Genomic DNA, 14,335 nt, shown 5'->3' on the forward strand with positions numbered 1-14,335 from the left:
TACCCTGGCCGGCGGTCAGGGTAATGATGTCCTTGTGGTCGACGGCGATGACGTTGTGATCGAAGCGGCGAATGGCGGAAATGACTGGGTGTTGGCCGGCCGCAATTACAATCTGGGCGCCGAGGTCGAAAACCTGGCGTTCAGCGGCACCGGCAACTTTGTCGGCAATGGCAACGCTGGTGCCAACATCCTAAGCGGCAATTCCGGGAACAACACGCTGAATGGCGGAGGTGGCAACGACATCCTGGCTGGCGGGTTGGGGGCTGACATCTTCCTGTTTGGGACCGCTAGTGGCGCCGACACCATCAACGACTTTAAAGCGGCGCAGAACGACATGATCAATGTCAACGCCTATAGCGGTGGCACTGCCCATGCTGGATGGGTGTCGCAGTCCGGCGCCCATGTGGTCATCACTCTAGGCGACGGCAATACAATCACTGTCAGCAACGCCAGCCAAGCCGATGTCCTCAGCCATATGGTGTGGTAGTGCCTCTGTCCGGCGGCTGGATTTGCAAGTGGTTACTTTTGCGCAGCGCTACCTGCCAAGGACGAGGTAGCGGGCGCGTTTAAGCAGCCGGAGTAGGGAAATCTGTGCCGCCGGTACAGCCCTATCGACAGGCGCACGGCTGACTGTTACCCATGGGACCAATGCCATGTTGTGCAACCCAGGGGGATCTCATGACCGATCTGACAACCGTCTTCGCCGTTCCCGTCGGCTCGTTCCGCTTTCACTATGATGCGGCACGGAATGTTTTTTACTTCGCCGACGGCGGGATGTTGAAGAGCTACAATCCACTGACCCAGACCACGACCACGCTGGTGACTCTGAGCGGTAAGATCGGGGATTTCGGGCTGACGGCGGACGGCAGCCAAATTTTGATCGCCATGGCGGACATCGTCAGGCTTGCTGATGACTCCCAGTCGTACAGCATACTCTATCGCATAGATATGGCGACGGTAAGCGAGCCGGGCACCTATGATGTGGTGCACTTCCAGGCTAGCTACGTGTCGAGTGCGGCCTACGACCTAGCCATACTGGCTGACAATCAGGTCGTGATGTCGGTCGGTACAGTGAACAACTATATCGACGTCGTCTTTCCCGCCGATACGAACAGTTTCATTAGCTATGACGGAAACCAACAACTGGGCGGAAGCCATCTCATCCGGTCCGAGAACGGCCGCTATGTCATGGCTCAGGAAAGCATCTCTTCGGGTGGCGAATTCCAGCTTTACGATTCGCAGACCGACCAGATAATCGCGCGCTCGGGTGCGTTTACCTATAATCGCGGGCGCGGCGATATCAGCGAGGCGGCCGGCCTGCTGTTCATGTTCACCTGGCGCGGCCATACCATTCTCGACCTCAATCTGGAGGTCGTCCATGTTATTGAAACGGACGCCTGGACGCTGGACGGCAAGTTCAATGCCGGGGGGCACCAACTCTTCCTGTGGGACGGTGCAACCGGCCAGATCGAGGTTTACGACACCAGGAGTTGGACGCAGATCGGTTCGGCCCAGGCCATGACGACCGGCCTGACATCCTATGAGGAGAGCCTGCCGGAGGGCGGACGTTACCCGGTCGGCATGATGGAGGTGTCGGCCGATGGCCGGTTCCTGTTCCTGCAGACCAGGACGGGCTATGAAGTGGTCGATCTGGCCAGCCGGCTGACGACGTCGCAGAGCGGCACGGCCGGCGATGATGCGCAGTTTGGCACCGCGGGGCAGGATACTATCCAGGGCCTGGGCGGTAACGACACGCTGAACGGCCTGGGCAACAGTGACTCGCTGGACGGCGGTGACGGCAATGACAGCCTCAGCGGAGGCGAGATCGGCGATACGCTGAACGGCGGCGCCGGAGATGACACCATTTCCGGCGGCTGGAACAGCCTTTTGAATGGTGGCGCGGGAGATGACAGGCTGGAAAGCACCCTCGGGGCGGACACGATTGACGGGGGCGACGGTGTCGACCTGTTCTATCTTGATATGACGACCGGGGCGTCGGGGATGTTGTTCGACATGAGCCAGGCCGGCACTGCGGCGGGGACGACCCTGTCGAATGGCGTGAGCGTCAGGAATGTCGAAAAGGTCCTGGTCTGGGGCGCGAGCCAGAACGATACCTTTGTGGGAAGCTCTGGAGGAGACACCTTTTTTGGAGGCGCCGGAAACGATTCCTATACAGGTGGCGCGGGGACGAATTCCTTCAGCGGTGGTGAGGGAAATGACTGGGGCAATGCCGGCACAGGTACATCTGCGCAGATGGGCGGTGGCGGCGGCAATGACACTCTGACGGGTGGCGCAGGTGCCGATACCGTGGCGGGCGGAAACGACAATGATCTGCTGTCGGGCGCTGACGGTGCCGATACCCTGCAAGGCGGTGATGGAACCGACACCGTCACGGGGGGCGCCGGTAACGATGTGGTTTGGGGGGATAGCGGCAACGATCTGCTGGTCGGCGGTGTTGGCAATGACACAATCGTGGGATCTGTAGGGAATGACACGGCCTCCTACGCCGATGCGGCGTCGGGGGTAAGTGTCGATCTGTCACTGTTTGATACGCAGAATACGCTTGGCGCCGGCGAGGACAGATTGTCGAGCGTTGAAAACCTCATCGGGTCGTTCACAACGGATGCTTTGACCGGTGATGATGGTGCCAACCAACTGAACGGAGAGGGGGGCAACGACTATCTGGTCGGCCGAGACGGCAGGGATACGCTGTACGGTGGCGCCGGAGGTGATGACCTGCGTGCCGGCGCGGGCGATGACATGGTCTTCGGTGATGACGGCGAGGATCTCATCTTCGGCCAGGATGGCGAAGATGTGCTGTCGGGCGGCGCCGACGCTGACAGGCTATTGGGCGGCGCGGGCAACGACCTGCTGAACGGCAACGAAGGCGGGGATATCCTGACCGGCGGCAGTGGCAACGACACGCTGGTGACCAGTGACGGCGACGACACGCTGGAAGGCGGGGACGACAACGATCTGCTGACGGACACGATCGGCAGGGGGTACATGTCGGGCGAGACCGGTAATGACACCCTGGTTGCCGGCGACGCCAATGACGTGCTCAGCGGCGGTTTCGGCAACGACAGCCTGGATGCCGGCGGTGGCAACGACACCCTCTACGGTGGCGACCAGATCAATGATGATGGTGTTGACACCGTCTTGGGTGGCGCCGGGAATGATGAGATCCACACGCATGGTGGTGATGCCATCGATGGCGGCGAGGGATCGGACATTTTGTATGTCCACGGTTTTGAGTCGACAGCTGCCATCAGTATCAATGCAGGCGCCGGCGGTAATGTTGCGGGCATTGAAGCCATCAGCTTCCAGGGCGGCGGTTTTGCTGACACCCTGATCGGTAGTGAAGGCGGCGACACCTTCGTTGGCGGTGACCGGGCTGACACGGCCCTGGGCGGCGCCGGCGCGGATATCCTGCACGGGGAGGCCGGCGACGATGGCATGGATGGCGGCGGCGACAATGACATCCTGAGCGGCGGGGACGGAAAAGACAATCTGTCGGGCGGAGCGGGGGATGATACCCTGGCCGGCGGAGCCGGGGATGACATCTACTGGGTCGATGCGATCGGGGATGTGGTTATTGAAGCGGCGGGGCAAGGCGACGATATCGTCAATACGACCGTCAGCCTCATCCTGGCAGACGGGGTGGAGCGGTTGAGACTGGGGGGAACGATAATATCAACGCCACGGGTAATCCCGGCGACAACTATCTGGGTGGTAACGCCGGAAACAACATCCTGGACGGTGGCGCCGGCAGTGATACCCTGATTGGGCTGTCGGGCGACGACACCTACATAGTCGAGGCCGTCGGCGACCGGGTATTGGAGAATGCGGAGGCGGGTACCGACCTGATTCTGGCTTCAGTGAGCTACAATCTGGGCGCAGATATTGAGAACCTGACCTTTACGGGTACGGGCAATCTCACCGGCAATGGCAATAACATGGCCAATGTTTTGACCGGTAACTCGGGTAACAACTGGCTGGAAGGTGCGGCGGGTGTCGATACCCTGATCGGCGGACTTGGCAATGACACCTTCGTGGTCGATAACGAAGATAGCGTCGTGGAAAACGCCGGCGAAGGCAATGACTGGGTTCTGGCCGCGCGCAGCTATACCCTGGGCGCAAACCTCGAACACCTTGCATTGTCAGGCAGCGGCAACTTCACCGCAACCGGCAATAGCCTGGCCAACCGCATCGGCGGTAATTCCGGCAACAACTGGATCGACGGCCTGGGCGGCAACGACACCCTGGCGGGCGGACTGGGCAACGATACCTATGTCGTTGACGTGGGGGGCGACGCGGTTACGGAAGCTGCGGGCGACGGCACAGATATGGTGCAGGCTTCGCTGACCTATGGGCTCGGCGCCAATCTGGAGAACCTTGTCCTGACGGGCGCCGGCAATATCAATGGTACGGGCAATGACCTTAACAACATTCTGACAGGCAATGCCGGCAACAATGCGCTGGATGGTGGCGCCGGTGCGGACCGCATGGTCGGCGGGCTGGGCAACGACACCTATTATGTCGACAATGTCGCCGACAGCGTCGGCGAGAACCACCTGGAAGGCGCCGACACCATCATCTCGTCGGTCAGCTATTCGCTGAACGGCCGGGCGGTTGAAGTGCTGACCCTGACGGGAACGGGCAACCTGACCGGTGTCGGCAATTCGCTGAACAACATCATGACCGGCAATGACGGCAAGAACACGCTGGAAGGTGCGGCTGGCAACGATGTGCTGGATGGCGGGGCTGGCGCGGATCGTCTTTTGGGCGGGCTGGGCGACGATACCTACTATGTCGACAATATCGCCGACAGCGTCGGTGAAAACCATCTCGAGGGTACCGACACCATCATTTCGTCGGTGAACTATTCGCTGAACGGCCGTGCGGTGGAGGTGCTGACCCTGACTGGAGGCGGCAACCTGAACGGCACCGGCAATTCGCTGAATAACACGCTGACGGGCAATGCCGGCAACAATGTGCTGGACGGCGGCGCTGGTGTGGACAAGCTGGTCGGCGGATTGGGTGACGACACCTATTACGTCGACAACACCGGGGACAACGTGCAGGAACTGCACCTTCAGGGCACGGATACAGTGTTCAGTTCGGTGACCTATTCGCTGTTGGGTCGGGCGGTTGAAGTCCTGAACCTGACGGGTTCCGGCAACATCAACGCCACCGGCAATTCCCTGAACAACGCCCTGATGGGCAACAGCGGCAATAACCGGCTGGATGGTGGTGTGGGCAACGATACCCTGACGGGAGGGCTGGGCTCGGATGTGTTCGTGTTCTTGAACGGCACCTGGAAGGATACGGTCACCGATTTCAGCGCGGCGCAGAACGACAGCATCGATCTCCATGCCATAACCAATGGCGTGGCCAACAACGGCATGGTCACGCAGGTGGGGGGCAATGTCCTGATCAATCTGGGCGGCGGCAATACAATCACGGTGCTGGGGGCGACCCAAGCCGATGTGCTTAGCCATATGGTATGGTAAGTATGAGCGCCGATCTAATTTCATCGGATCGGCGCTCTAAGTCTTTGTTATGACGAGCATCTTAACCCGAAAAGTACACCAAACGTTTCGGGATGTCTCGAAGGCGTCATTGGCGAATATCTACTATGGTGGCGACGAGTGCAAATGTGTCCCGGCGTTGCGCCCAGGGCACAGCGGCAAAATTTCAGGAAAAATCGTATCTGATCGACGGTAAATCGATGCCGGTCGTCAATTTAGGGGATGACGCTTCAGCAATACTCGGGGTAGCATTATAAGGATTTATTGGGGAATCGGTGACTTGACGGGGAAGGGCGGAGGTCGAGGGGCGCAAGCTATCGAATGGCTTAAATTTCGAAATTTTCGATGTGTAAATTTGCCATCTATCATGGTTAATTGAGCCTTTTCGGTCGATCACATGTAAATCGCGTTCAAATTGGTGTGTTGCGATCAGAAATTTGTATATTCAATATTTTGGTTTGACGTTCTTCTTGTGGAAGCCGTTTTCTATTTATGAGTTATTTCAAATTTCGTTGAAATTTAGTTTAATCGTGTAATCAATAGTTTTGTTGTCTCTGTATGTTCGTTCCGGTCCTAATCTCTGCGCACTTTGCGCCATCCTATTTGAGGTTTTCTGATGGTTACTGTTACACAAGATAATTCAGCACAAACCGGTGGCGTCACCAGCTACATCTATAGTTCTGGGACGACTTTTTACGGTTATCTGTATAATCAGGATTCCTCTTACCTTTACTTCGATAATGCAAATATTCTCAACTATACAATGGGGTCCGGTAACGATGTCCTGACTGTTCAGGGGCAGCCTCTGTCCACTCCAGGCAACAAGCTCAACCTCAACGGTGGCGCCGGGATGGATGTCCTAAATGGCGATTTCTCGAACCTGACCACGGTTATGACTCTGACCAACAGTTCGTTGACCTCGAGTACGCTTTTGACCGCGACGAATTTCGAGCGATATTCTCTAACTCTGGGCTCTGCCGCAGACAGCGTCACCCTGACAAATCGTTTAGCCGGCGAGTATCTCGATGGTGGCGCTGGAAAGGACAGCCTCAATGTCGACAACTCCGTTCAGTCGGCAGCCGTCAACAGTTCCATTTCCGACGGCGGTGATGGTACTTTTACCGGATATTTCTACAATTCCAGCAACGAATATCTCAATTTTAACCGCTTCGAGACCCTTACCTACAAGATGGGGACCGGCAGTGATGTCCTCAATATTGGTGGTGGCGCCTTGGCCACGGTTGGCAACAGCATCACAGTCGACGCCGGTGCGGGGGCTGGCATCGACACGCTGAGCGCCGACTTGTCGGCAGTGACCGCAAATCTTACCATGACCAATGCCGCGTTTTCGGGCACGGGCGTTAGCCTGGCCAAGTTCGAGATTTACAGTGTCACCTTTGGCAGTGGTAATGACGCCTCCACTCTGAGCAACCGCTCTGCCAACGAGGTTTTGAGCACGGGTAGTGGTAAGGATACGGTGACGATCGACAATTCGACGCAGACCGTCGGGGTCTCCAGTTCGATTTCCGATGGCGGAAGTGGCACATTCAGTTCTTCGCTGTATAATCGGGCGGGCAACTATACCTATGTCTACGGCAACGAAGTCCTGACCTACAAGATGGGCAAGGGCGACGATACCGTGTCAATTAATGCAGGAGCCCTAGCAACCGCGGGAAACAGCCTGACAGTCGATGGTAATCTCGGCACGGATACGCTGTCGAGCGCTGATCTGTCGGCAGTTACCGCCAATCTGACCATGACAAACAGTTCAATTTCAGGAACCGGCGTCGAAATTTCAAACTTTGAAGTGTACTCTTCTGTAAGCTTGGGCAGCGGCAGTGACAGCGTGACCCTGTCTGGGGCGGTAAGTGTGGGAAGTATTGCTTTTGGAGAGGGCGACGACGTTGCCCATCTTACCGATAGAACGACTTACGAAACCCTTGACGGCGATACTGGGGTGGATTCCATGACAGTAGACAATTCTGTCCAGTCCGTCGGTGTTTCCAGTACAATCTCGAATCATGACGGCAGCAGCTTCTCAGGATATTTATATAACAGCGGCGGCGCCTATACTTATTACGATGCTTTTGAAAATCTGACCTACTTGATGGGGACCGGTGACGACAGCCTCTCGGTTAACGGTATCCCCCTCACCGTGGCAGGGACCAGTCTGACGCTTGACGGCGGAGCAGGGACGGATACCCTTTCGGCAGACCTGTCAACGGTCACTGTCGACCTGACAATGACCAACAGTTCGATCACCGGGATAGCCCTTAACATTTCGAGTTTCGAAACGTATGGCACTCTCTATTTCGGCAGCGGCACGGATAGTATCGCCTTAACTGGGACATTTGGCTTGGGTAGCGCTGATCTGGGCGCAGGTGACGACGGTGCAGAACTGGGCGACCGTAAAACCAATGAATCCCTCTCGGGCGGCATCGGCATTGATGATCTGATGGTCGACAATTCTGTTCAGTCCGTCGGTGTTTCCAGCACGATTTCGAACTATGATGGCAACAGCTTCTCGGGATACCTTTACAACGGCAGCGGCGCCTATACGTATTTTTATAGCTTTGAGACCCTAACCTACGCAATGGGGACCGGCGACGACAATCTCGTTGTTAACGGCATCCCGCTGACCGTGGCGGGGACGGGTCTAACGCTTGATGGCGGGGCGGGGACCGACACATTGTCTGCAGATATGTCGACGGCGGTCGATGATATCGCCGTTACGGGAGCGTCAATATCCGGCGTCTCCCTCAGCATCGCGGGCTTTGAAGCTTATGGAAGTTTGAGCCTGGGTAGTGGTGACGACAGTGTGGACCTGTCTGGAGCCGTGACTGCAACCAGCATCGATCTGGCCGCGGGCGACGACACCGTCGATCTCAGCGACCGCGTCATCAGCGAAAGTGTCCATGGCGGGACGGGCACAGATGCATTGACCGTCGACAATTCCACTCAGACGACCGGCGTCAGCGGCAACCTCGCCAATTATGACGGCAGCAGTTTCTACGGTTATCTCTATAACGCCAGCGGCGCCTATACGTATTTCACTGCATTCGAAAACCTTACCTATTTGATGGGGACAGGCGACGATAGTCTTTCGGTCACCGGCATCCCTCTCACAGTCGCAGGGACCAGTCTGACGCTGGATGGCGGCTCGGGGACGGACTCGTTGTCAGCCGACCTCGCCGCAATCACCGTCGATGTAACGGTCACCAATACTTCGATTGTCGGCATTGACCTCGACATCGCCAATTTCGAAACCTACGCCAGTCTCGGTCTGGGTAGCGGCGATGATACCGTCACCCTGAGTGATCGAACGGCTTACGAAAACCTGGGGGGGGGGGACGGTACCGACAGCCTGACGATTGACAATTCGACTCAGACCACGGGCGTGTCTGTTACGCTAAGCAACTATGACAATAGTAGTTTCTTTGGCTATGTTTACAACGGCAGCGGTACCTATTCCTACGTGACGGATTTCGAGAACGTAACCTATTTTATGGGGACGGGCGACGACAACCTTTCCATTGATGGCCATCCCCTGAGTGCACCAGCGACCCGTATTGTTGTTGATGGGGGGCTCGGAAACGACGCAGTCAGCGTCAGTCTCACATCTTTGGGCAGTACGACGATTACGGCCGTCGGCACGGTCCTGACCTTTGGCGACAATTCGATTGGCCATTTCGAACAGGTTACCCTTAACCTCGGCAACGGCAGCAACGATGTTACGACCGGCAGTGAGATCGACTACATCAATGGCGGTACCGGGGACGAACAACTGGATGGTGGGCTTGGCGATGACTTCATAGATGGTGGTGCGGGCACCAATACCGTCGCCTACCTATCCGCAACTTCGGGCGTAACAGTATCTCTGGCCACGCCAGGAACCGCTCAGGATACCGGCGGCGCCGGCGTGGACACACTTTACAACCTCCAGAACCTGACTGGTTCTTCGTACAATGATAGTCTGACGGGCAGCGACGGTAACAATCTCCTTGATGGCCGCTCAGGCGCGGACTCCCTGGCCGGTGGCCTGGGTGATGACACATATTATGTTGAGAACGCTGGCGACGTGGTCAACGAAGCCACAAGTGCGGGTACCGATACCGTCCTGTCGACCGTGACCTTCACGCTGGCCGGCAAGCAGGTCGAACACCTGACCCTGACGGGCTCGGCCAGTGTCAATGGTACGGGCAATGGCTTCAACAATATCCTGAACGGCAATAGTGGCAATAACCGGCTGGATGGCGGCGCCAACAACGACACCATGTCGGGCGGTGTCGGGGACGATACCTACGTCATTTCTGGCGGTGGCGATTCGGTCGTAGAAGGTGCTGATGCGGGCATCGATACGGTTGAGTCTGCCATCGCCTATCTCCTTGGTGCCAATGTCGAGAACCTGCTCCTGACCGGCAGTGCAGCGGTGAACGGTACAGGCAACAGCTTGAACAATGTGCTGACCGGCAATAGCGGGGGCAACACCCTGACCGGCGGTACCGGCAACGACACCTATTACGTCCAGAATCTGACCGACAATGTGGTGGAACTGGTTGGCGAAGGCACCGACCTTATCGTTTCGACCGTGGCCTATAGCCTGGTTGGACGCCAGGTCGAAAACCTGACGCTGACTGGATCGGACAATGTCAACGCGACCGGCAATGACAGCGACAATATCCTGACGGGCAATGCCGGTAATAACCTGCTGGATGGTGGCCTCGGCAACGACACCATGATCGGCGGATTGGGCGATGACACCTATGTCGTCAATGCCACCACTGACCTGGTGACCGAAGCGGTGGGCGAAGGCAGCGATACGGTCCAGTCGTCGGCAACCTTTACCCTGAGCAGCAATATCGAGACCCTGACCCTGACCGGGGCGGGCAATATCAATGGCGTGGGTAACGCCGGCAACAACCTGATCACCGGCAATTCCGGCAACAACCTCCTGGACGGTGGCGCCGGCAATGACAGCCTGACTGGTGGACTGGGCGACGACAGCTACATTGTCGATGCCGCCGGCGACGCGGTGACCGAGAACAACAGCGAAGGCACCGACACGGTTTATGCGTCGGTCACCTATTTGCTGGGCGCCAACCTGGAGCACCTCAGCTTGACCGGGTCGGCCAATATCAATGGCACTGGGAATGCGCTGGGCAACAACCTGATCGGCAATACCGGCAACAACCGGCTGGACGGAGCTGCCGGGGTCAACGCTCTGTTCGGGGGCCTGGGCAACGACACCTATGTTGTGGCCACGGTTAATGACAGCGTCACCGAATATGCCTCGGAGGGCACAGACACGGTCGAGTCGACCATCACCTACACCCTGGGCGCCGATGTCGAAAACCTGATCCTGACGGGTTCGGCCAATATCAACGGCACTGGAAATACGCTCAACAACACCTTGACCGGCAATGCCGGCAACAACGTGCTGGACGGCGGTGCCGGCAATGACACCATGACCGGCGGCGCCGGCAACGACACCTATTACGTCCAGGCTGGGGCCGACAATGTCGTCGAACTGAGCGGCGAGGGCACCGACCTCGTCATATCGACGGTGACCTATAGCCTGTCCGGGCGCCAGGCCGAAAACCTGACCTTGACCGGAGCGGCGGCGATCAACGCCACCGGCAACGGTGTCGGCAACGTCCTGACGGGCAATACCGGCAACAACCTGCTGGATGGCGGGACCGGCAACGATACCATGGTCGGTGGGCTGGGCGATGACACCTTTGTCGTCAGCGCCACGGGCGACGTGGTCACCGAAGCGACCAGTGCCGGCACGGATACGGTTCAGACAGCCGTCACCCTGACCCTGGCTGTCAATGTCGAAAACCTGGTCCTGTTGAGCACGGCCTTGAACGGGACCGGAAACGGCCTGGGCAATGTGCTCACCGGCAATGTCAGCAATAACCTGTTGGATGGCGGCGCCGGGGACGACAGTCTCAGTGGCGGTCTGGGCGACGACAGCTATGTCGTCGATGCGGCGGGCGATGTCGTGACCGAAGCGGCCAGCGAAGGCACAGATACGGTGTCCTCGTCGGTCGCCTACGTGCTGGGCGCGAGTGTCGAGAACCTGATCCTGACCGGTTCAGCCAATATCAACGGTACGGGCAATGCGCTCAACAATAGCCTGACCGGTAACGCCGGCAACAACCGGCTGGACGGCGGGGCCGGCGTCAACAGCCTGGCTGGCGGGTTGGGCGACGACACCTACGTCGTGGCGACGCTCAATGATTCCGTCATCGAAGCTCCCGCCCAGGGGACGGATACGGTCGAATCCACCATCAGCTACACCTTGGGCGCCGATGTCGAAAACCTGGTCCTGACCGGGGCAGCGAATATAAACGGCATCGGCAATACTCTGGGTAACGTCCTGACGGGCAACACCGGCAACAATCTGCTGGACGGCGGGGCCGGCGACGATACCGCCATTGGCGGTCTGGGGGACGACACCTTCGTCGTTGGCTCGGTCGGCGATGTGGTCACCGAAGCGGCCGCTGAAGGCACCGACCTGGTGCAGTCCGCGGTCACCTGGACCTTGGGCGCCAATGTCGAAAACCTGACCCTGACCGGATCGGCCAACGCCAGCGGCACCGGCAACGGTAGCAACAACGTCATCATCGCCAATAGCGGCAACAACATGCTGGACGGTTTGGCCGGTAACGACAGCCTGAGCGGCGGCCTGGGCGACGACAGCTACATGGTCGATGTCGAAGGCGACGTGGTGACCGAGGCCGTGGGCGAAGGCACCGACCAGGTCGTGGCGGCACTGAGCTATGTGCTGGGGGCCAACTTCGAAAACCTGACCCTAGGCGGTACCGGCAACTTCAACGCGACCGGCAACAGCGGCAATAACGTTATCGTTGGGAATATCGGCAATAACCGGCTGGACGGCGGGGCAGGCACGAACAGCCTGACCGGCGGGGCCGGCGACGATACCTATGTCGTGGCAACCGTCGCGGATAGCGTCGGGGAAGCCCTGGGCGATGGCACGGATACGGTCGAAGCAGCCATCACTTACACTCTCGGCGCCAATGTCGAAAACCTGATCCTGACCGGGGCGGCGAACATCAACGGAACCGGCACGGCGGGTAACAACGTGCTGACCGGCAACAGTGGCAACAACGTACTGAGTGGCGGATTGGGCAACGACACCTATTTCATCCAGAACGCCGGCGATAACGTTGTCGAAGCCAACGGCGACGGGACAGACACAATCTATTCGACTGTCACCTATGCCTTGTCGGGGCGCTATATCGAGAGCCTTGTCCTGACCGGAGCCGCGGCAATCAATGCCACTGGCAACAGCCTGGCCAACAGCCTGACCGGCAATGACGGTGCAAATAGCCTGACCGGTTTGGCCGGCCACGACGACCTGGACGGTGGACTGGGAGTGGATACCTTGATCGGTGGCGCCGGCGATGACAGTTACGGCGTTGACAATGCCGGCGACGTGGTGACGGAGTTGGTCAATGAGGGTACCGATACCGTACGTTCCTCCATTTCCTACACCTTGGCTACGAATGTCGAAAACCTCATCCTTCTGGGGGCGAGTAACGTCAATGGCACGGGTAACGACCTGAACAACGTCCTGACCGGTAACGCCGGTACCAATCTGCTCACTGGCGGTCTGGGTGACGACAGCTATTACATCCAGAATGCGGCCGACAATGTCTCCGAGGCAGCTGGTGCCGGCATCGATACGATCTTCTCTTCGGTGACATACTCACTGGCGGGAAAACAGGTTGAAAACCTGACCTTGACAGGCGTTGCCAGCCTTAATGCGACCGGCAACGGTTTGGCTAACGGTCTGACCGGCAATGACGGGGCCAATACGTTGGATGGCGGATCGGGTCATGACCGCCTCAACGGCGGTTTGGGGGCCGACAGCCTGATCGGTGGCACTGGCAATGACACCTATGTCATCGAAAGTGCGGGCGATATCATCACGGAAGCCGCTGGTGCAGGCACGGATACGGTCGAATCCTCGATCACCTATATTCTGGCGACCAATACCGAGAACCTGACCCTGACCGGGACGGCGGCGCTTAACGGAACCGGCAACGAATTCAGCAACATCCTGACCGGTAACAGCGGCAATAATATCCTTACCGGCGGCCTGGGCAACGACACCTATTATGTCCAGAACACTGGCGACAATGTCGCTGAGTTGGGTGGCCAGGGCACAGATGTGATCTTCTCCACCGTCACCTACAGCCTTAGCGGCCGCTACGCCGAAACGATCAATCTGACAGGCTCCGCAGACATAAATGCCACCGGCAACAGCCTGGCCAATACTTTGATCGGCAATGACGGCATCAATACGCTGAACGGTAAGGGCGGGGTTGATGTGCTGACCGGCGGTCTGGGTGCGGACATCTTCCTGTTTGAATCCGCCAGCGGCAAGGACAGCATTACCGACTTTAGCGCTGCACAGAACGACAGCATCGACATCAACGCCTATACCGGCGGCGTAGCCAATGTCGGGCTTGTGGCTCAGGTTGGGTTGAACGTTGTGATCACGCTTAGCAGCGCCAACATCATCACGGTGATGAATACCAACCAAGCCGACGTGCTTAGCCACCTTGTATGGTAAGGGACTGGCCTGGAGGGCTGATCTGATGGCATCAGATCGGCCCTTCTGGTTTTTTTGTTTTAAGCCCACCTTATTTCGGAGACGTGGAGGGCCGTAAGGCTAGTCATGTTTTTCGGGATCTGACTGGGGCCCAAGCCGCATTTCATCCTTATTTTTTCCGGGGCATAATTTACGGCCAGGGCAGACAAGGAAAAAGTAC

3 protein-coding genes and 1 pseudogene are annotated in these 14,335 nt (G+C 58.1%); all 4 read left to right on the forward strand.

What is annotated here, in order from left to right:
* Window positions 1–487 (forward strand): calcium-binding protein (locus tag ABI_RS10295; protein WP_502502847.1); only part of this gene is annotated, 487 nt, incomplete at its 5' end.
* Between the two features lie 1,097 nt (window positions 488–1,584).
* Window positions 1,585–3,558, forward strand: a pseudogene (locus ABI_RS26645) (calcium-binding protein); the annotation flags it as partial.
* 278 nt (window positions 3,559–3,836) lie between these two features.
* Window positions 3,837–5,513, forward strand: coding sequence for a beta strand repeat-containing protein (locus tag ABI_RS10305; protein ID WP_006272881.1), 1,677 nt, complete (start codon window positions 3,837–3,839; stop codon window positions 5,511–5,513).
* A gap of 634 nt (window positions 5,514–6,147) precedes the next feature.
* Window positions 6,148–14,136: a hypothetical protein gene (locus ABI_RS26200; RefSeq protein WP_006272882.1), complete on the forward strand. Its 7,989-nt coding sequence runs from the start codon at window positions 6,148–6,150 to the stop codon at window positions 14,134–14,136.
* Window positions 14,137–14,335: the final 199 nt, after the last annotated feature.

The organism is Asticcacaulis biprosthecium C19, from assembly GCF_000204015.1.
GTDB lineage: Bacteria > Pseudomonadota > Alphaproteobacteria > Caulobacterales > Caulobacteraceae > Asticcacaulis > Asticcacaulis biprosthecius.